24 protein-coding genes are annotated in these 19,465 nt (G+C 62.2%); 23 read left to right on the plus strand and 1 reads right to left on the minus strand.

Features of this window, described 5'->3' with window-relative positions; genetic code table 11:
• Positions 1–85: 85 nt before the first annotated feature.
• The 19 genes from J8I87_RS34265 to tatC all read left to right on the plus strand — a co-directional run bounded on the left by J8I87_RS34265 (position 86) and on the right by tatC (position 14,297).
• A complete protein-coding gene (locus J8I87_RS34265; protein WP_209936710.1) occupies positions 86–1,012 on the plus strand; it encodes an ABC transporter ATP-binding protein in 927 nt (308 codons plus the stop codon).
• Complete coding sequence (locus J8I87_RS34270) at positions 1,009–1,776, plus strand: ABC transporter permease (RefSeq protein WP_209936711.1); 768 nt, start codon at positions 1,009–1,011, stop codon at positions 1,774–1,776. The genes J8I87_RS34265 and J8I87_RS34270 overlap by 4 nt, the downstream gene beginning before the upstream one ends.
• An 11-nt stretch (positions 1,777–1,787) precedes the next feature.
• On the plus strand, positions 1,788–2,027 hold the full coding sequence (locus tag J8I87_RS34275) for a BolA family protein (protein ID WP_054918605.1): 240 nt from the start codon (positions 1,788–1,790) through the stop codon (positions 2,025–2,027).
• 218 nt (positions 2,028–2,245) lie between these two features.
• On the plus strand, positions 2,246–3,508 hold the full coding sequence (gene murA / locus J8I87_RS34280) for a UDP-N-acetylglucosamine 1-carboxyvinyltransferase (RefSeq protein ID WP_209936712.1): 1,263 nt from the start codon (positions 2,246–2,248) through the stop codon (positions 3,506–3,508).
• A complete protein-coding gene (hisG, locus tag J8I87_RS34285; protein WP_209936713.1) occupies positions 3,505–4,203 on the plus strand; it encodes an ATP phosphoribosyltransferase in 699 nt (232 codons plus the stop codon). Before murA ends, hisG begins: the two co-directional genes overlap by 4 nt.
• A 66-nt stretch (positions 4,204–4,269) precedes the next feature.
• Positions 4,270–5,592 (plus strand): histidinol dehydrogenase, encoded by a 1,323-nt coding sequence (gene hisD, locus J8I87_RS34290; protein ID WP_209936714.1) that lies wholly within the window; start codon positions 4,270–4,272, stop codon positions 5,590–5,592.
• A gap of 152 nt (positions 5,593–5,744) precedes the next feature.
• Positions 5,745–6,815: a histidinol-phosphate transaminase gene (gene hisC, locus J8I87_RS34295; RefSeq protein WP_209936715.1), complete on the plus strand. Its 1,071-nt coding sequence runs from the start codon at positions 5,745–5,747 to the stop codon at positions 6,813–6,815.
• A gap of 57 nt (positions 6,816–6,872) precedes the next feature.
• Entirely contained in the window at positions 6,873–7,460 is a 588-nt protein-coding gene (gene hisB, locus J8I87_RS34300) for an imidazoleglycerol-phosphate dehydratase HisB (RefSeq protein WP_209936716.1), read from the plus strand.
• Between the two features lie 61 nt (positions 7,461–7,521).
• Entirely contained in the window at positions 7,522–8,142 is a 621-nt protein-coding gene (locus J8I87_RS34305; RefSeq protein WP_209936717.1) for a MarC family protein, read from the plus strand.
• Entirely contained in the window at positions 8,139–8,780 is a 642-nt protein-coding gene (hisH, locus tag J8I87_RS34310) for an imidazole glycerol phosphate synthase subunit HisH (RefSeq protein ID WP_209936718.1), read from the plus strand. The genes J8I87_RS34305 and hisH overlap by 4 nt, the downstream gene beginning before the upstream one ends.
• 197 nt (positions 8,781–8,977) lie before the next feature.
• Positions 8,978–9,730: a 1-(5-phosphoribosyl)-5-[(5-phosphoribosylamino)methylideneamino]imidazole-4-carboxamide isomerase gene (gene hisA, locus J8I87_RS34315; protein ID WP_209936719.1), complete on the plus strand. Its 753-nt coding sequence runs from the start codon at positions 8,978–8,980 to the stop codon at positions 9,728–9,730.
• Between the two features lie 131 nt (positions 9,731–9,861).
• On the plus strand, positions 9,862–10,635 hold the full coding sequence (gene hisF / locus J8I87_RS34320; RefSeq protein ID WP_209936720.1) for an imidazole glycerol phosphate synthase subunit HisF: 774 nt from the start codon (positions 9,862–9,864) through the stop codon (positions 10,633–10,635).
• A 1-nt stretch (position 10,636) separates the two neighbouring features.
• Positions 10,637–11,047: a phosphoribosyl-AMP cyclohydrolase gene (gene hisI / locus J8I87_RS34325; protein WP_209936721.1), complete on the plus strand. Its 411-nt coding sequence runs from the start codon at positions 10,637–10,639 to the stop codon at positions 11,045–11,047.
• Positions 11,044–11,418: a phosphoribosyl-ATP diphosphatase gene (locus tag J8I87_RS34330; RefSeq protein WP_209936722.1), complete on the plus strand. Its 375-nt coding sequence runs from the start codon at positions 11,044–11,046 to the stop codon at positions 11,416–11,418. The genes hisI and J8I87_RS34330 overlap by 4 nt, the downstream gene beginning before the upstream one ends.
• Positions 11,419–11,514: 96 nt before the next feature.
• Positions 11,515–11,910, plus strand: a complete 396-nt coding sequence (locus J8I87_RS34335; RefSeq protein WP_209936723.1) for a DUF4870 family protein — start codon at positions 11,515–11,517, stop codon at positions 11,908–11,910.
• Positions 11,911–11,956: 46 nt separating this feature from the next.
• A complete protein-coding gene (locus tag J8I87_RS34340) occupies positions 11,957–12,322 on the plus strand; it encodes a histidine triad nucleotide-binding protein (protein WP_209936724.1) in 366 nt (121 codons plus the stop codon).
• Between the two features lie 305 nt (positions 12,323–12,627).
• Positions 12,628–12,864, plus strand: a complete 237-nt coding sequence (gene tatA, locus J8I87_RS34345) for a Sec-independent protein translocase subunit TatA (RefSeq protein ID WP_209936725.1) — start codon at positions 12,628–12,630, stop codon at positions 12,862–12,864.
• Between the two features lie 56 nt (positions 12,865–12,920).
• Complete coding sequence (gene tatB, locus J8I87_RS34350) at positions 12,921–13,475, plus strand: Sec-independent protein translocase protein TatB (protein ID WP_209936727.1); 555 nt, start codon at positions 12,921–12,923, stop codon at positions 13,473–13,475.
• Between the two features lie 42 nt (positions 13,476–13,517).
• Positions 13,518–14,297, plus strand: a complete 780-nt coding sequence (gene tatC / locus J8I87_RS34355; RefSeq protein WP_209936728.1) for a twin-arginine translocase subunit TatC — start codon at positions 13,518–13,520, stop codon at positions 14,295–14,297.
• 144 nt (positions 14,298–14,441) lie between these two features.
• On the opposite strand, the gene J8I87_RS34360 is transcribed toward tatC, so the two are convergent.
• Positions 14,442–15,650 carry a Do family serine endopeptidase gene (locus J8I87_RS34360; RefSeq protein WP_209936729.1) on the minus strand — a complete coding sequence of 403 codons (1,209 nt, stop codon included), beginning with the start codon at positions 15,648–15,650 and terminating at the stop codon, positions 14,442–14,444.
• Between the two features lie 19 nt (positions 15,651–15,669).
• Here J8I87_RS34360 and J8I87_RS34365 point away from each other — a divergent pair, with 19 nt between their 5' ends.
• From J8I87_RS34365 to J8I87_RS34380, 4 genes are all read left to right on the plus strand, one after another.
• A complete protein-coding gene (locus tag J8I87_RS34365) occupies positions 15,670–16,416 on the plus strand; it encodes a Nif3-like dinuclear metal center hexameric protein (RefSeq protein WP_209936730.1) in 747 nt (248 codons plus the stop codon).
• A gap of 218 nt (positions 16,417–16,634) precedes the next feature.
• On the plus strand, positions 16,635–17,252 hold the full coding sequence (petA, locus tag J8I87_RS34370) for a ubiquinol-cytochrome c reductase iron-sulfur subunit (protein WP_209936731.1): 618 nt from the start codon (positions 16,635–16,637) through the stop codon (positions 17,250–17,252).
• Positions 17,252–18,634 carry a cytochrome b gene (locus tag J8I87_RS34375; RefSeq protein ID WP_209936732.1) on the plus strand — a complete coding sequence of 461 codons (1,383 nt, stop codon included), beginning with the start codon at positions 17,252–17,254 and terminating at the stop codon, positions 18,632–18,634. Before petA ends, J8I87_RS34375 begins: the two co-directional genes overlap by 1 nt.
• Before the next feature lie 23 nt (positions 18,635–18,657).
• Positions 18,658–19,413, plus strand: coding sequence for a cytochrome c1 (locus tag J8I87_RS34380; RefSeq protein ID WP_209936734.1), 756 nt, complete (start codon positions 18,658–18,660; stop codon positions 19,411–19,413).
• Positions 19,414–19,465 lie beyond the last annotated feature (52 nt).

Raw genomic sequence — 19,465 nt, forward strand, 5'->3', positions numbered from 1 at the left:
CCCAATTTCCGCTTTCCTTTCTTCAAGTTTTGCGCCCCTTGCCGGGCGACCTATCAGGCGCTGTCCACCTCGACGGCGCACAGTCATGTCAGCGATTGAAATTCGTAACGTCAGGAAGCGCTACAAGGATCTGCAAGCGCTCAAAGGCGTCAGCTTCACTGTCGAACAAGGCGAGTTCTTCGGGCTGCTCGGTCCGAACGGCGCGGGCAAGACGACGCTCATCAGTATCCTCGCCGGGCTTGCGCGTGCCGACGAGGGCAGCATCGCGGTTCACGGGCACGATGTCGTCGACGATTTCCGCCGCGCGCGCCGTGCGCTCGGGGTCGTGCCGCAGGAACTCGTGTTCGATCCATTCTTCACCGTCCGCGAGACGCTGCGCATCCAGTCGGGCTACTTCGGCCTGCGCAAGAACGACGACTGGATCGACGAAGTGATGGCCAACCTCGACCTCACCGAAAAAGCCGACGCGAACATGCGCGCGCTGTCGGGTGGGATGAAGCGCCGCGTGCTGGTCGCGCAGGCGCTCGTGCACCGTCCGCCCGTGATCGTGCTCGACGAGCCGACGGCGGGCGTCGATGTCGAGCTGCGCCAGACGCTGTGGAAGTTCATTTCGCGTCTGAATCGCGAGGGCCACACGATCGTGCTGACCACGCACTATCTGGAAGAAGCCGAATCGCTGTGTGACCGGATCGCGATGCTACGGCGCGGCGAAGTCGTCGCGCTGGAGCGCACCAGCACGCTGCTGCAGCGCTTCGCGGGCACGCAGCTTTTCATCCGCTTCGAGCAGGGCGTGCTGCCTGCCGAACTGCGTTCGCTCGAAGTCGATCCGGGCGACGTCAACGGGCGTCAGCATTTGCTGCGCCTGTCGAGCTATGACGATGTGGAGCGCATCCTCGCGCAATGCCGCGCGGCGGGCTGCACGTTCGAAGAAATCGAGGTGCGCAAGGCCGACCTTGAAGATGTGTTCATGCAGGTGATGAACGGACCGGAAGTCGTCGAGGGGTTGGCATGAGCGGCTATAGCGGTGGATTCGGCACGCTCTTCTACAAGGAGCTGCTGCGTTTCTGGAAGGTCGCGTTTCAGACCGTGCTTGCGCCCGTCATCACGGCCTTGCTCTACCTGACTATTTTCGGCCACGCGCTGCGCGATCATGTGCAGGTCTATCCGGGCGTGCTGTACACCAGCTTTCTCGTGCCCGGCCTCGTGATGATGAGCGTGCTGCAGAACGCGTTCGCGAACAGTTCTTCGTCGCTGATTCAATCGAAGATCACGGGCAATCTCGTGTTCGTGCTGCTGCCGCCGCTCTCGCACTGGGAGATGTACGCCGCGTATGTGCTCGCGGCTGTCGTGCGCGGGCTGTGCGTCGGCTTTGGCGTGTTCGTCGTGACGATCTGGTTCATCCCGGTGAATTTCGCCGCGCCGCTTTATATCATCGCGTTCGCGGTGCTGGGCTCGGCGATTCTGGGCACGCTCGGCCTGATCGCGGGCATCTGGGCCGAGAAGTTCGATCAGCTCGCGGCGTTCCAGAATTTCCTCATCATGCCGCTCACTTTCCTCTCGGGCGTGTTCTACTCGACGCATACGCTGCCGCCCGTGTGGCGCGAAATCTCGCGGCTGAACCCGTTTTTCTACATGATCGACGGCTTTCGCTATGGCTTCTTCGGCATGTCGGATATCAATCCGCTGTGGAGCCTCGTGATCGTCGGCGCTTTCTTCGTCGTGCTGGCCGCGCTGGCGATGCGCATGCTCGCGTCCGGCTTCAAGCTGCGTCACTGACAGGAGGTCAAATGCTACCCACTCCAGAACAGGTCAAGAACTACATCGCGGCTGGACTTCCCTGCGAGCATCTCGAAGTGGAAGGTGATGGCCAGCACTTCTTCGCGACCATCGTGTCGCCGAACTTCGAAGGCAAGCGCCTGATTCAACGGCATCAACTCGTGTATGCGGCGCTCGGTGACCGCATGCGCGAAGAAATTCACGCGCTCAGTATGAAAACGCTGACGCCCGCCGAATGGCAAAGCGCCTGACCTGAGCAAACAAACGAGCTGTCTGTCGGGGGGCAGCGCAATAACCTGGCTGCACGAAGAGCGGAAAAACAAGCTGCACAATAAGCTTCAGACGTAGCTGCAAACTGGCTGGAAAACGAGTGCGAATTACACATGAGAGTCGCGACGCCGCGCACGGCGCCGCAGCAACCGCCCACAAGACGCCCGTTGGCGGACGGGCAGATCAGGAACATTCAGGCATGGATAAACTCGTGATTGAAGGCGGGCAAAAGCTCGCTGGTGAGATCGTTGTTTCGGGCGCGAAGAACGCGGCACTGCCGATCCTCTGCGCAGGCCTGTTGAGCGCGGAGCCCATTCATCTCGACAACGTGCCCGATCTGCAGGACGTGCGCACGACGCTCAAGCTGCTCGGGCAGATGGGCGTGCGCACGGAAAGCGGCGAAGGCAAGGTGGCGCTCGATGCGTCGAAGGTCGACAATCTCGTTGCGCCGTACGAGCTCGTAAAGACGATGCGTGCGTCGATTCTCGTGCTCGGTCCGCTCGTTGCGCGCTTCGGCGAGGCGAAGGTGTCGCTGCCGGGCGGCTGCGCGATCGGCGCACGTCCCGTCGACCAGCACATCAAGGGCCTGCAGGCGATGGGCGCCGAGATCAGCATCGAGCACGGCTTCATTGAAGCGCGCGCGAAGCGTTTGAAGGGCGCGCGCATCATCACCGACATGATCACCGTCACGGGCACCGAGAATCTGCTGATGGCAGCCGTGCTCGCGGAAGGCGAGACGGTGCTCGAAAACGCGGCTCGCGAGCCGGAAGTAATCGATCTGGCGAACCTGCTCGTTGCGATGGGCGCGAAGATCGACGGCATCGGCACGGATCGCCTCGTGATCCAGGGCGTCGACAGGCTGCACGGCGCGCAGCACACGATCGTGCCGGACCGGATCGAAGCGGGCACTTTCCTGTGCGCGGTCGCGGCGGCGGGCGGCGACGTGACGTTGCGCCACGTGCGCCCGCAGATTCTCGAAGCCGTGACGGACAAGCTGCGCGAAGCGGGCGTCACCATCGAGGAAGGCGACGACTGGATGCGCGTGCGCATGCAACAGCGTCCGAAGGCCGTGTCGTTCCGCACGTCGGAGTACCCGGCGTTCCCGACCGACATGCAGGCGCAGTTCATGGCGCTGAACGCGCTGGCTGAAGGCACGTCGCAAGTGGTCGAAACGATCTTCGAAAACCGCTTCATGCACGTTCAGGAACTGAACCGTCTCGGCGCGCACATCACGACCGACGGCAACACGGCGCTCGTCAACGGCGTCGAGAAGCTGTCGGGCGCGAAGGTGATGGCGACCGATCTGCGCGCGTCGGCGAGCCTCGTGATCGCGGGCCTGTGCGCGGACGGCGAGACGCTGGTCGATCGCATCTATCACCTCGATCGCGGCTACGACCGAATGGAATCGAAGCTCACCGCAGTCGGCGCGAAGGTGCGCCGCATCAAGGGTAATCAGGCATGAGCGAACTGCCGCAAACGTCGTCGTCGCCGGCCGTGGACAGGCCGCTGACGCTCGCGCTGTCGAAGGGCCGCATCTTCGAGGAAACGGTGCCGCTGCTCGCGGCAGCGGGCATCGAAGTCACGGAAGACCCAGAGACGTCGCGCAAGCTGATTCTGCCGACCACCGATCCGAATCTGCGCGTCATCATCGTGCGCGCCACCGACGTGCCGACGTACGTCGAGTACGGCGCCGCCGACTTCGGCGTCGCGGGCAAGGACGTGCTGATCGAGCACGGCGGCGGCGGCCTTTATCAGCCGATCGATCTGGATATCGCGCGTTGCCGGATGTCGGTCGCCGTCGCGGCCGGCTTTGACTACGCGAACGCGGTGCGCCAGGGTGCGCGGCTGCGCGTCGCCACGAAGTACGTCGAAACCGCGCGCGAGCACTTCGCCGCCAAAGGCGTGCACGTCGATCTGATCAAGCTGTACGGCTCGATGGAGCTCGCGCCGCTCGTGGGCCTCGCCGACGCGATCGTCGACCTGGTCAGCTCGGGTGGCACGCTGCGTGCCAACGATCTTGTCGAGGTCGAAGAGATCATGCAGATCTCGTCGCGCCTCGTCGTGAACCAGGCGGCGCTGAAGCTCAAGCGCACCGCGCTGGCTCCGATCCTCGACGCGTTCGAACGCGCGTCGCAACGCTTTGACGCAACAGCCTGACGAAACAGCCTGACAAGCAGTTCAGTTCGCAGTTCACTCGCGCGCCTTACCGAAACGGATACCAGCATGTCTATCAAGATTCGCAAACTCGATTCCAGCACTGAAGATTTCCAGAAGTCGCTGCATGCGGTGCTCGCGTTCGAAGCGAGCGAAGACGAGGCGATCGAGCGCTCGGTCGCGCAGATTCTGGCCGACGTGAAGGCGCGCGGCGATGCCGCCGTGCTCGACTACACGAACCGTTTCGACCGGCTGAACGCCGGCAGTGTGGCCGCGCTCGAATTGCCGCTGACGGAACTCGAAGCCGCGCTCGAAGGGCTCGAACCGAAGCGCCGCGCCGCGCTCGAAGCGGCGGCGGCGCGCGTGCGCGGCTATCACGAGAAGCAGAAGATCGAATGCGGCAGCCATAGCTGGCAATACACGGAGGCCGACGGCACCGTGCTCGGCCAGAAGGTCACGCCGCTCGATCGCGCGGGCATCTATGTGCCGGGCGGCAAGGCTGCGTATCCGTCGTCGGTGCTGATGAACGCGATTCCGGCACGCGTGGCGGGCGTGCGCGAGATCGTCATGGTCGTGCCGACGCCGGACGGCGTGAAGAATCCGCTTGTGCTCGCGGCGGCGCTGCTGGGCGGCGTCGATCGCGTGTTCACGATCGGCGGCGCGCAGGCTGTCGGCGCGCTCGCCTACGGGACCGAATCCATTCCTGCCGTCGACAAGATCTGCGGCCCGGGCAATGCGTATGTTGCATCGGCAAAGCGCCGCGTGTTCGGCACGGTCGGCATCGACATGATCGCCGGGCCGTCGGAAATTCTCGTGCTGTGCGACGGCACGACCGATCCGCGCTGGGTGGCGATGGACCTGTTCTCGCAGGCCGAGCACGACGAACTCGCACAATCCATTTTGCTGTGCCCGGATGAAGGCTTCATCGCGCGCGTCGAGGAAGCCGTCAACGAGCTGCTGCCCGCGATGCCGCGCCGCGACGTGATCCAGGCGTCGCTCGAAGGGCGCGGCGCGCTCGTCAAGGTGCGCGATATGGAGCAAGCGTGCGCCATCGCCAACGACATCGCGCCGGAGCACCTCGAAATTTCCGCGCTGGAGCCGCAGCAGTGGATGCAGCAGATCCGTCACGCGGGCGCGATCTTCCTCGGCCGCTATACGAGCGAGAGCCTCGGCGACTACTGTGCGGGGCCAAATCACGTGCTGCCTACGTCTCGTACCGCACGTTTCTCGTCGCCGCTCGGTGTTTATGATTTCTTCAAGCGTTCGAGCCTGATCGAAGTGAGCGCGGACGGTGCGCAGACGCTCGGCGAAATCGCCGCGGAACTTGCCTATGGCGAAGGCCTGCAGGCTCACGCGCGCAGCGCCGAATACCGGATGAAAAACACGGGTTGACGTCGCTGGGCGGCCGTTTCAGGCGGGTATCGCGCATGCCCGTTCCAGCGCAGACCGCGTTTTTGGACAGATCGATAACCCGACAACCCGGGCGGCCGGCGAGCCGCCCCATTGTGCTGTCGCCTGCCGGAGAGGGCGGGCGCGCCTCCATCATGACGACACCTCAAGACATCATTCGCCGCGACGTGCTCGCGATGACGAGCTATCCCGTTCCGGACTCGACGGGACTCGTGAAGCTCGATGCGATGGAAAATCCGTTTCCGCTGCCCGACACGCTCGCCGCGCAACTCGGCGAGCATCTGGCGGGCGTCGCGTTGAACCGCTATCCGGCCCCGCGCCCTGGGGCGCTGCTCGACAAGCTCAAGCGCGTGATGAACGTGCCGGTCAATTGCGAGGTGCTGCTCGGCAACGGCTCGGATGAACTGATCAGCATGATTTCCGTCGCGTGCTCGACACCTGGCGCGAAAGTGCTTGCGCCCGTGCCGGGCTTCGTGATGTACGCGATGTCGGCGAAGCTCGCGCATATGGAGTTCGTCGGCGTGCCGCTCAACGCCGATTTCACGCTCGACACGGACGCGCTGCTCGCAGCGATCGCCGAGCATCAGCCGGCCGTCATCTATCTTGCGTATCCGAACAATCCGACGGGCACGCTGTACGACGCCGCCGACATGGAGCGCATCATCGTTGCAGCGAGCAAGAGCCTCGTCGTGATCGACGAGGCATATCAGCCGTTCGCGCAGCAGAGCTGGATGCCGCGCGCGGGCGAGTTCGACAATGTCGTCGTGATGCGCACGGTGTCGAAGCTGGGTCTCGCGGGCATCCGTCTTGGCTACATGGCGGGCCGCACGGAATGGATCAATGAATTCGACAAGGTGCGCCCGCCCTACAACGTCAATGTGCTGACGCAGGCGACGGCCGATTTCCTGCTCGATCACATCGATGTGCTGGACGCGCAGGCAAGGCAATTGCGCGACGAGCGCACGAAACTGGCCCAGGCCGTCGCCGCGTTGCCAGGCGCGCAAGTGTTCCCGAGCGCGGGCAATTTCCTGCTCGTGCGCGTGCCGGATGCGTCCGCGACATTCGAAACCCTGCTCACATCACGGGTTTTGATCAAAAACGTGAGTAAAATGCATCCATTGCTCGCGAACTGCGTGCGTTTGACGGTTGGTTCGCCGGAGGAAAACGCGCAGATGCTCGAAGCGCTGAAACTCGTGCTGAACTAGCGGCACGTCAGTACTTTTCTCAACCCCACCTTTTCAAGTCAGATTCGAGGAATTGCCATGCGCCTTGCGGAAGTCGTTCGCAACACCAGCGAAACGCAGATCCGTGTGAAGATCAACCTGGACGGCACCGGTCAGCAGAAGCTCGCCACGGGTGTGCCGTTCCTCGATCACATGCTCGACCAGATCGCCCGCCACGGGCTGATCGATCTGGACATCGAAGCGCATGGCGATACGCATATCGACGATCACCATACCGTCGAAGACGTCGGCATCACGCTTGGCCAGGCCGTCGCCAAAGCGGTCGGCGACAAGAAGGGCATTCGCCGCTACGGTCACTCCTACGTGCCCCTCGACGAAGCGCTGTCGCGCGTGGTGATCGATTTCTCCGGCCGTCCGGGCCTCGAATTCCACGTGCCGTTCACGCGCGCGCGCATCGGCACGTTCGATGTCGATCTGTCGATCGAATTTTTCCGCGGCTTCGTGAATCATGCCGGCGTTACGCTGCATATCGACAACTTGCGCGGTCTGAACGCGCATCATCAGATGGAAACGGTGTTCAAGGCGTTCGGCCGCGCGCTGCGCATGGCCGTCGAACTGGACGAGCGCGCGGCGGGGCAAATTCCGTCGACCAAGGGCAGTCTCTGAGCGCCCAAAAGCCACCAATGCCACCCAAAGGACCGGTTGCGCGTCGCGTGGCCGGCTTGAGATGGACATCATCAAGTCGTTTATTTCGCTGCTGGCGTTGATCAACCCCGTCGGCGCGATACCGTTCTTTCTGAGCCTGACGTCGCAGCAAACGGTCGCCGAACAGCGCCGTACGATTCGTGTTGCATCGATTTCGGTGTTCTGCGTGATCGCGGTGACGACGCTGCTGGGGCAGCAGATCATCCGCTTTTTCGGCATTTCGATCGGCGCGCTCGAAGTGGGCGGCGGCATCATCATGCTGCTGATGTCGATCAGTATGCTGAACGCGCAGGTCGGCAATGCCCGCTCGACGCCGGAGGAGCGCCACGAAGCCGAGATGAAGGACAACATCGCCGTCGTGCCGCTGGCGATTCCGCTGCTGACGGGGCCCGGCTCCATCAGTACTGTCCTAGTCTATTCGGCCAGCTATCCTCATTGGTACGAGCGGATTAGTCTGATCGTCATCGGCGCTGTGATTGCGGCGCTTTGCTTCGGATCGCTGAGTCTTGCTGAACCGATTGCACGCTGGGTCGGGCGGACGGGAATCAATATCGGCACGCGGTTGATGGGTTTGATGTTATCGGCGCTGGCGGTGGAGTTCATCGTCGACGGATTGAAGGCGTTGCTGCCTAACTTGAAATGAAAACTTCGATTGCGATTGTGGATTACGGAATGGGCAACCTGCGCTCGGTGGCGCAGGCGTTGAGGAAGGCCGCGCCGGAAGCGGACGTGGCGATCGTCGACAAGCCTGAGGCCATCCGCGCGGCGGACCGTGTCGTGTTGCCGGGGCAGGGCGCGATGCCCGACTGCATGCGCTCGCTCGGCGAATCCGGCTTGCAGGACGCTGTCGTTGAAGCGTCGCGCAACAAGCCGCTGATGGGTGTGTGCGTCGGCGAGCAGATGCTGTTCGACTGGAGCGCGGAGGGCGACACGAAGGGCCTCGGCGTGTTGCCCGGCAAGGTCGTGCGCTTCGATCTGGAAGGCCAGCTGCAGGACGACGGCTCGCGCTTCAAGGTGCCGCAGATGGGCTGGAACCGCGTGCGCCAGGCGCAGCACCACCCGCTTTGGGACGGCGTCGCCGACAACGCGTTCTTTTATTTCGTGCACAGCTATTACGTGGTGCCGGAAAACGCAGCGCATACGTCCGGCGAAACGGTGTACGGTGTGCCCTTTACCTCGGCGGTGGCGCGGGATAACATTTTTGCGACCCAATTCCACCCGGAAAAGAGCGCCGACGCGGGCTTGCGCGTGTATCGCAACTTCGTGCACTGGAATCCCTAATCGCTTTCGTCAGCCTCTTTAACCGTCCATGTTCTCTATCCGCTTCCACTGCCTCGTTCAGGTGCACGCGCACCGGAAACCCGTTGGCAAGGTCGCCGAAAGACATGTACTAAACTAGCGGAACGGCCTGGCGCGGGCCGCAGCCGGTTTTCCCGCCAGCCGAACTTCAACTTTTTCCCAGACAACACCCGATTGCTATGCTGCTGATCCCCGCCATCGACCTGAAAGACGGTCAGTGTGTACGCCTCAAACAGGGCGATATGGACCAGGCGACGATTTTCCACGAGAAACCGGCGGTGATGGCCCGACATTGGGTCGACCGTGGCGCGCGGCGCCTGCACCTCGTCGACCTGAATGGCGCATTTGCCGGCAAGCCGAAGAACGAAGACGCGATTCGCGCGATCATCGAAGAAGTCGGCGGCGAGATTCCCGTGCAGCTGGGCGGCGGCATCCGCGACCTGAACACGATCGAACGCTACCTGGACGACGGCCTCGAGTACGTGATCATCGGCACGGCGGCAGTGAAGAATCCGGGCTTCCTGCTCGAAGCGTGCACGGCATTCGGCGGGCATATCATCGTCGGCCTCGACGCGAAGGACGGCAAAGTGGCCACGGACGGCTGGAGCAAGCTGACGGGCCATGAAGTGGCCGATCTCGCGCGCAAGTTCGAAGACTACGGCTGCGAGTCGATCATCTATACGGACATTGGCCGCGACGGCATGCTCCAGGGCATCAATATCGAGGCGACGGTGCGCCTTGCGCGCGCCGTCAAGATTCCGGTCATCGCGAGCGGCGGCCTGTCGAATCTGGGCGATATCGAAGCGCTGTGCGAAGTGGAAGACGAGGGAATCGAAGGCGTGATCTGCGGCCGCGCGATTTACTCGGGCGACCTGGACTTTGCCGCGGCGCAAACGCACGCGGACCGCTTGCGCGAATCGGACGACGCCTGAGCGCGCAGCGTGCCTGACGTTTCAGGCGCGCCTCCCGCGACATCCGGCGTGCCGGCCCAGCGCCGCTCCCCCAGCAACTGGCTGACGGGCGAGCGGCCTCACCAGCGGTATTGGCAAGAACTGGCAAGATCATGGCTTTAGCTAAACGCATCATCCCCTGTCTGGACGTCACGGCTGGCCGCGTGGTCAAGGGCGTCAATTTCGTCGAGCTGCGCGACGCGGGCGATCCCGTCGAAATTGCGCGCCGTTACGACGAGCAGGGTGCAGACGAACTCACGTTCCTCGACATCACGGCGACCTCCGATCAGCGCGACCTGATCCTTCCCATCATCGAGGCGGTTGCTTCGCAGGTATTCATTCCGCTGACGGTGGGCGGCGGCGTGCGCGCCGTCGAAGACGTCCGCCGCCTGCTGAACGCGGGCGCGGACAAGGTCAGCATGAACTCGTCGGCCGTCGCGAATCCGCAACTCGTGCGCGATTCGACCGACAAATACGGCTCGCAGTGCATCGTCGTCGCCATCGACGCGAAGCGCGTGTCAGCAGAAGGCGAAACGCCGCGCTGGGAAGTGTTCACGCACGGCGGCCGCAAGGCGACGGGGCTCGATGCCGTCGAATGGGCGCGCAGGATGTCCGACCTCGGAGCGGGCGAAATCCTGCTGACGAGCATGGACCGCGACGGTACGAAAAGCGGCTTCGACCTTGCGCTGACGCGCGCGGTGTCGGATGCCGTGCCTGTTCCCGTGATCGCGTCGGGCGGCGTGGGCACGCTGCAGCATCTCGCCGACGGTATCAAGGAAGGCCGGGCGGATGCCGTGCTGGCCGCAAGCATCTTTCACTATGGCGAACACACCGTCGGCGAAGCGAAGCATTTCATGGCCGAGCAGGGCATTTCAGTGAGGTTGTAACGTGGTGAATCCGTCTGAAGTCAGTTGGCTCGACAAGGTGAAGTGGGACGCGAACGGCCTCGTGCCCGTGATCGCGCAGGAAGCGTCGACCAACGACGTGCTGATGTTCGCGTGGATGAATCGCGAAGCGCTTTCGAAGACGATCGAAACGGGCCGCGCGGTCTATTTTTCGCGCTCGCGCCAGCGTCTGTGGTTCAAGGGCGAGGAGTCGGGCCATGTACAGCGCGTGCATGAAGTGCGCATCGACTGCGACGAAGACGTCGTGTTGCTGAAGGTCGAACAGGTGTCGGGCATCGCGTGCCACACGGGCCGGCATTCGTGCTTTTTCCAGAAATTCGAAGGCTCCGTCGATTCCGGCAGTTGGGTTGCCGTCGAACCCGTGTTGAAAGACCCCGAACATATCTACAAATGACGCAAAATTCGCAATCGACGGCCGATACGCTTGCCCGCCTCGCCGCCGTCATCGATAGCCGCAAGGGCGGCGATCCCGACGTTTCCTACGTGTCGCGCCTGTTCCACAAGGGCGACGACGCGGTGCTGAAAAAGATCGGCGAGGAAGCGACGGAGGTCGTGCTCGCCGCGAAGGACGTGCGCCTCGGCGCGGAACGCAAGGCGCTCGTCAGTGAAGTGGCCGACCTGTGGTTTCATTGTCTCGTGATGCTGTCGCACTTCGATCTGAATCCGGCGGACGTGCTCGCCGAGCTGGAGCGCCGCGAAGGGCTGTCGGGCATCGAGGAAAAGGCGCTGCGCAAGAGCCGCGAGCGCGAGCAGAACGGCGACTGAGCCAGCCGGCGTCGGCAGGCTCAGGTTCGGTTGATATCAGGCGAGGCAGGTTCGGCACAGCAACAAGTCCATTCGCACCTCGAGGAGGACGCAAGCATGGAACAGTCGCACGGCGGATATCCGCCACCGTCGTATCAGAACGCCATCGAGATCGACCGGCAGCGCGGGCTGCGCACGCTGACACACATCATCTATGCGCTTTATGCCGTGTACTGGCTGACGGGCGGGATTTCGGTGCTGATCGCGATCATCCTCAACTACATCAAGCGCTCGGAAACCGTCGGCACGCCCTACGAGGCGCATTTCGAATGGCAGATTCGCACGTTCTGGATGGGGCTGATCGGGCATCTGATCGGCGTCGCACTGTTTATCGTGCTGATCGGCGTGCCCATTCTGTGGGCTGTCGCGATATGGACGTTGTACCGTATCATCAAAGGCTGGCTGTATCTGTACGACAACAAGCCGCTTACGAATCCACGCGGCTGGTTCTGACCATCGCCAAGTCCGGCGCGTGCAGCGATCGCCGTCCACGTAGACCATGAGCCACGATCCGAACTGCCTTTTCTGCAAGATTGCGGCGGGCGAAATCCCGTCGACGAAAGTCCATGAAGACGCCGAGTTTGTCGCGTTCCGCGACATCCGCCCGGCCGCCGAGACCCATGTGCTCGTGATCCCGCGCAAGCACATCGAAACGCTGTCGAACTGCACCGAAGGGGACGCCGCTCTGCTTGGTAAAATGCTGGTATTGGTCGCTCGTCTCGCAGAACAACTGGGCGTCGCATACAAGGGTGGCCAGACGGGTTTCCGGACGGTCATCAATACGGGGCCGGGTGGCGGACAGGAGGTCTATCACTTGCACGCGCATTTGCTGGCCGGGCCGCGCCCGTGGCTGCGCATGGGTTGAACGCGGTCCCCGGCAGGCTGCGCGCGCTGCCGCACATTCCGCGGGACGCAGATCGACAAAGATTCGCCGCATGCACTTTTACTGCGCACAGGGCGGTCCTTGCATGGGGCGCCGCTGTTTAATGGGGATGTAACGACAGTGACTCGCGGACATGTCCATAATGGAATCAAGCGGCGCTGACGCAATTTCCGGGCGTCGACGCGAGTTTCATAGACGGAGTGCGTTCAGGCGCGCTTCAATTCACGCCGCAAGGCATACGAGCCGTCGCATGGATATGCGGCGCCTGGGGGCTAAGGAGATTTTTCATGGGTTCATTGAGCATTTGGCATTGGCTGATCGTCCTGCTGATCGTCGCATTGGTGTTTGGCACGAAGAAGCTGCGCAATATCGGCAGCGATCTGGGCGGCGCGGTAAAGGGCTTCAAGGAAGGAATGAAGGACGGCGAGACGCCCGATGCGCCGCAGCGCGATCAGCTGTCGCGCACGAATACCGTCGATGTCGACGCAAAGGAAAAGGCGCCGCATTCCGGCGATTCCCGCTAATCCGGCGCCAGCCGACGCTTGCGCTGACCGGCGCGTACTGACGGGAAGGCCACTCCATGCTGGACCTCGGTTTGACCAAGATGGCGTTGATCGGCGTGGTCGCGCTGGTCGTGCTCGGCCCGGAGCGTTTGCCGCGCGTGGCCCGCACGGCAGGCGCGCTGTTTGGCCGTGCGCAACGCTATATCAACGACGTGAAGGCCGAAGTTACGCGTGAAATCGAGCTCGACGAGTTGCGCCGCATGAAGACCGAGTTCGCGTCGGCGGCACAAAACGTCGAAAGCTCGATTCAGGAAAATCTGCGCAAACACGAAGCCGAACTGAACGAAGCGTGGGCGCAGGGCACGTCGACGTCGCCGAGCATAGCGGGCGGCGCGGCGGACAGCCTTGCCTCGTCGACAGCGGACGCGTCTGGCGCGGCCTCGACGGACGGCTTTGCCTGGCGCAACACCAGTGCGGCAACGCCGAAGCGCAAGAACTGGCGTGTCAAGCAGACGGCCACGCCCGCCTGGTACAAGCACGCCACCTTGCGACGCACGCGCGTGCAATCGGGGGCGGCGCGCGTCGCGCGGCATACGCCCGTGAGCATGCGTCGTCCTACACGCTTTCTCTGATCTTCCGATGTCACGCGCATCAATCTCTAACCGAGGGCCGGTGTGAGCGACCCCCAAAACCAGAACGAAGGCACTGAAGAGACCTTCATCTCGCATCTCGTCGAACTGCGCGACCGCATCATCCGCGCGGGCATTTCGGTGATCGTCGTGTTCGTCGGGCTCGTCTACTGGGCGCCGGACATCTTCCGGCTGCTCGCGCGTCCGCTGATGAACAATCTGCCGAAGGACGGCAAGATGATCGTCACCGACGTCACAGGGTCGTTCTTCGTGCCGATGAAGGTGACGATGCTGGTCGCCTTCGTGATTGCGCTGCCGTTCGTGCTGTATCAGATCTGGGCGTTCGTCGCGCCGGGGCTTTATCAGCATGAGAAGAAGCTGGTTGGGCCGCTGGTTGGCAGCAGCTATACGCTGTTCCTGTGCGGCATGGCGTTTGCCTATTTCGTCGTCTTTCCGACCATTTTTCGCGTGATGGCGCACTACAACGCACCGCTCGGCGCGGAAATGACGACGGATATCGACAATTACCTGAGCTTCGTGCTGACGATGTTCATCGCGTTCGGCGTGACGTTCGAAGTGCCCATCGTCGTCGTGCTGCTCGTGCGCATGGGCGTGCTGACGGTGAAGAAACTCAAGGAAATCCGTCCTTATGTGATCGTCGGCGCGTTCGTCATTTCGGCTGTGGTGACGCCGCCGGACGTGTTCTCGCAGCTGATTCTCGCGATTCCGCTGATCGTGCTGTACGAGGCGGGCATCATCGCGGCGCGGCTGTTCGTCAGCAAGCCAGTCGCAACGGCCGAGAACGAGGGCAACGCGGCGAGTTGAGAGGGCGCGTTTCGAATCGCACGGGCAACGAAAAGGGCAGTGCTCCAACGGAGACTGCCCTTTTTGTTTGCATTGACGGTGTTTGCGTGCCCCCGCCTGACGCGCCATCCATTTGCATCGCGCCTTGTTGCGGCTGCTTGCTGCTCAACCGCCGTCTTCATCGTCGCCTTCGTCGGAAGGCTGCTTCGGCGGCGGCGGGCGCTTGCCGATCATCACGGTCAGGTCCATTTCCTTGTTCTTGCGCACGAGATGCACCTTCGCATCGGTGCCGGGCTTGATCTGCGCGATGACGTTCAGAAGCCGCGTGGTATCAGTGATGTCCTGCCCGTTGACCGACACGAGGATGTCGCCCGGCTTGATGCCGGCCTTGTCAGCGGGGCCGCCCTTCAGGACGCCCGCGACGATTGCGCCCGACTTCTGATCCAGCCCGAACGATTCGGCGATCTCGGGTGTCACGTCCTGCGGCTCGACGCCGATCCAGCCCCGCGTCACCGTGCCCGTCGTGATGATGCTCTCCAGCACGCTGCGCGCCGTCGACACGGGAATCGCGAAACCGATGCCGAGCGAGCCGCCTGAACGCGAATAGATCGCCGTGTTGATGCCGAGCAGGTTGCCGTTCACGTCGACGAGCGCGCCGCCCGAATTGCCGGGATTGATCGGCGCATCGGTCTGGATGAAGTTTTCGAACGTATTGATGCCGAGGTGATTACGGCCTAGCGCGCTGACGATGCCCATCGTCACCGTTTGCCCGACGCCGAACGGATTGCCGATCGCGAGCACCACGTCGCCCACGCGCGTCTGGTCCATGCGGCCGAGCGTGATCGTAGGCAGATTGGTCATGTTGACCTTGAGCACGGCGAGATCGGTTTCGGGGTCGACGCCAATCACCTTCGCGTTGGCCGTGCGGCCGTCCGCGAGCGCGATTTCGATCTGATTGGCGCCGTCGACGACGTGCTGGTTCGTTAGAATGTAACCTTCCGAACTCACGATAACTCCCGAGCCGAGGTTGGCCGCGGGTTGCTCTTGCTGCTTTTTGTTCTTGTCGCCGAAGAAATAGCGAAACAGCGGGTCTTTGGCGCGCGGGTCGGGTGGAAGCGATCCGTCCTTGCTGGAAAACACGTTGACGACGGCGGGCATCGCCTTTTGAGCCGCATCGGCATAGGAATTCTGGACAGCGCCGCCGCTGCCGATCCCGGGAGCCACCTCTCGCAGCGCGACGATCGGCTCGGCCAGCTGCTTGCCGAACTGCCCTTGACGCTGCAGCCATTGCGGTTTGAGGGTCGCAATGATGAACATCAGCGCCAGCAGCACGGTCACCGCCTGGGCGAAGAACAGCCAAAAGCGTCTGAGCATCTGAAAATTAGAGGTGGATATGGATCGGATCGAACTCGAATTGTACTTGAACAATCTCCTTGAAACTTCGCGCTTCAAGGACTACTGCCCGAACGGTCTGCAGGTCGAAGGGCGGCGCAAGATCGAGAAAATCGCGACGGGGGTGACGGCGTCGCTGGCCTTTCTGGAGGGGGCGCTGGAGTGGGGCGCCGATGCCGTGCTGGTCCATCACGGCTACTTCTGGCGCAACGAGCAGCCGCAGATCACCGGCCGTAAATACCAGCGGCTCAAGGCGCTGCTCGCCAACGACCTGAATCTGTTCGCCTTTCATTTGCCACTCGACGACCACCCCATCTACGGCAACAACGCGCAGCTCGGCGCGAGGCTCGGCCTGATCGGTGAATCGCGCTTCGGCGACAACGACATCGGCTGGATGAGCACGCTGCCGATGCCGATCACGCTCGCGCACTTTGCCGCACAAATCGAGCATACGCTTGCTCGCGCACCTCTGGTGCTCGGCGATTCCGACCGGGAATTACGGCGGGTCGCATGGTGCACGGGCGCCGCGCAAGGCTATTTCGAGGCGGCCATCGAGGCCGGCGCGGACGTCTATCTGACCGGCGAGATTTCCGAGCCGATCACGCATATGTCGGCGGAGAGCGGCGTCGCGTTCGTTTCGGCGGGACATCACGCGACCGAGCGGTACGGCGTGCAGGCGCTGGGCGCGCACCTGTCCGAGCAGTTCGAACTCGAGCACCTGTTTATCGATATTCATAATCCAGTATGACAACTGCCCGAATTAAGCGACAAAAAGGTTCGGAAAACGGAGGAAATGCTTAATAAAAGCCGCAAAAAGGTTTGCGATTCGTGCGGGAAAACCCTGATTTATCAATGGCTTCGCACGGATTGTGGCAATCGGCCCTTGTAAATGCCGACTCCATTCGAGCAAACTAGCGGCGGTAGACCCGACGTGAAGGAAAATCCAACTCAGAAGTGGGGCGTGTGATGCGAGACAAGGAAGATGAACGCGTCGACGGCAGCCGCCGTTCCTGGCTGATTGCGACGACCGTAGCAGGTGGCATCGGAGGTGTCGCCACCGTCGTACCCTTTGTTAGTTCATTTGCACCATCCGAAAAAGCCAAAGCGGCGGGCGCGCCCGTCGAAGTCGATATCTCCAACCTGAAGCCCGGAGACATGCTCACCGTCGCGTGGCGCGGCAAACCCGTATGGATCATCAACCGCACGGACAGAATGCTCGCCGACGTCCAGAAGGCCGACAAGGAAGTCGCTGACCCACAGACCAGGAACCCGTTTTCGATGCCCGAGCCGGACTACTGCAAGAACGAGTTCCGCTCCAGGCCCGATCACAAGAACCTCTTCGTTGCCGTCGCGGTATGCACCCATCTGGGCTGCACGCCGACGCCGCGCTTCCAGGAAGGCGCGCAGTCGAACCTTCCCGACGACTGGCCCGGCGGTTTTCTCTGTCCCTGCCACGGCTCGACCTACGACATGGCCGGCCGCGTCTTCAAGAACAAACCTGCGCCGCAAAACCTCGATATCCCGCCTTATATGATCACCGGCACCACGCTCGTGATCGGCAAGGACGAGAAAGGAGAAGCGTAATGGCGACAACCGAAAAAGAGGTGGAAACGGCAGGACTGACCGGCTGGATCGATCGCCGCTTTCCGATGACGGCGACCTGGAAGGCTCACGTCTCCGAGTATTACGCGCCGAAGAACTTCAACTTCTGGTACTTCTTCGGCTCGCTTGCGCTGCTGGTGCTCGTCAACCAGATCGTCACCGGCATCTTTCTGACGATGAACTACAAGCCCGATGCGACGCTCGCGTTCGCGTCGGTCGAGTACATCATGCGCGAGGTGCCGTGGGGCTGGCTGATCCGCTACATGCACTCGACGGGCGCGTCGATGTTCTTCGTCGTCGTGTATCTGCATATGTTCCGCGGGCTGTTGTATGGCTCGTACCGCAAGCCGCGCGAGCTGGTCTGGATCTTCGGTTGCGCGATCTTCCTGAGCCTGATGGCGGAGGCGTTCTTCGGCTACCTGCTGCCTTGGGGCCAGATGTCGTACTGGGGCGCGCAGGTGATCGTGAACCTGTTTTCGGCGATTCCGTTCATCGGCCCTGACCTGTCGCTGTGGATTCGCGGCGACTATGTCGTGTCGGACGTCACGCTGAACCGCTTTTTCGCGTTTCATGTGATTGCGATTCCGCTCGTGTTGCTGCTGCTCGTGTTCGTGCACATCGTCGCACTGCATGAAGTGGGGTCGAACAACCCGGACGGCATCGAAATCAAGGCAAAGAAGGACGCAAATGGCATTCCGCTCGACGGCATTCCGTTTCATCCGTACTACTCTGTGCACGACTTCATGGGCGTGTGCATCTTCCTGATCGTGTTTGCGGCGATCATCTTCTTTGCGCCGGAGATGGGCGGCTACTTCCTCGAAGCGAACAACTTCATCCCGGCCAATCCGCTTCAGACGCCGCCGGAGATCGCGCCTGTCTGGTACTTCACCGCGTTCTACGCGATGCTGCGCGCCACCACCGATCCATTCAAGATCGTGCTGATGATCGTGATCGGCCTGCTCGGCCTGTTCGCGCTGATCCGCGCGCGCGGCAAGTGGAAGCTCGGCCTGCCCGTGCTCGCCATTCTCGTGATCCTCGCGATGGCGTTCACGGAATCGAAGTTCTGGGGCGTCGTGGTGATGGGCAGCGCGGTCGTATCGCTGTTCTTCCTGCCGTGGCTCGACCGGTCGCCGGTGAAGTCGATCCGCTACCGGCCGTTCTTCCACAAGGCCTTTTACGCGATCTTCGTGCTGGCCTTCCTGACGCTGGCGTTCCTCGGCACGAGGCCGCCGTCGCCCGCGGCCACGCTGATTGCGCAGATTTGCGCGCTGATCTACTTCGCGTTCTTCCTCGGCATGCCGTTCTGGACGCCGCTTGGGCGATTCAAGCAGCCGCCCGAACGAGTGCGGTTCAAGCCCCACTAACCGAGAGCCAGGAGAGAACGAAGATGAAAAAACTGCTTTCGACGCTCGCGCTGCTCGGTGCGACCGTGCTGGCGCTGTCCGCGATGCCGGTTCGCGCGGAAGGCGAATTTCCGCTCGACCGTGCGCCCGACAGCGCGGACAATATTGCCTCGTTGCAGCACGGCGCCCAATTGTTTGTAAACTACTGCCTGAATTGCCACAGTGCGAGCCTAATGCGCTACAGCAGATTGCAGGATATCGGCATCGGGCAGAAGGAAATTGAAAAAAACCTGTTGTTCACGACAGATAAAGTTGGCAACACAATGACGGTCGCCATGCGCCCCGATGACGCGAAAGCGTGGTTCGGCGCGTCGCCGCCGGATCTGTCGGTGGAAGCGCGCGCGAAAAATCGTGACTGGCTGTACACGTATTTGCGCGGTTTCTACCGCGATGACACACGGCCGACTGGCTGGAACAATATAGTGTTTGAGAACGTGGGCATGCCTCACGTGTTGTGGCAGCTTCAGGGGCAACGCACAGCGAAGTTCAAAGACGAAATCGACGAGAACACGAAGGAAAAGGTCAGGAAGTTCGTGGGATACCAGCAGATCACGCCGGGTACGTTGTCGCCGGTAGATTATGATTCTGCTGTGGCCGACCTCGTGTCGTACCTGTCATGGATGTCCGAACCGACGCAGAAAACCCGTCGTCAACTCGGGGTTTGGGTGCTGCTGTTCCTAGGCGTTCTGAGCTTTTTAGCCTGGCGACTGAACGCCGCGTACTGGAAAGATATCAAATAGTCACGCCGTAACTGGTGTGGGGCCGGCGCAAGGGAAGACCTGCAGGACGGTT

It is taken from the genome of Paraburkholderia sp. LEh10, from assembly GCF_017814945.1.
In the GTDB taxonomy this organism is placed as follows: domain Bacteria; phylum Pseudomonadota; class Gammaproteobacteria; order Burkholderiales; family Burkholderiaceae; genus Paraburkholderia.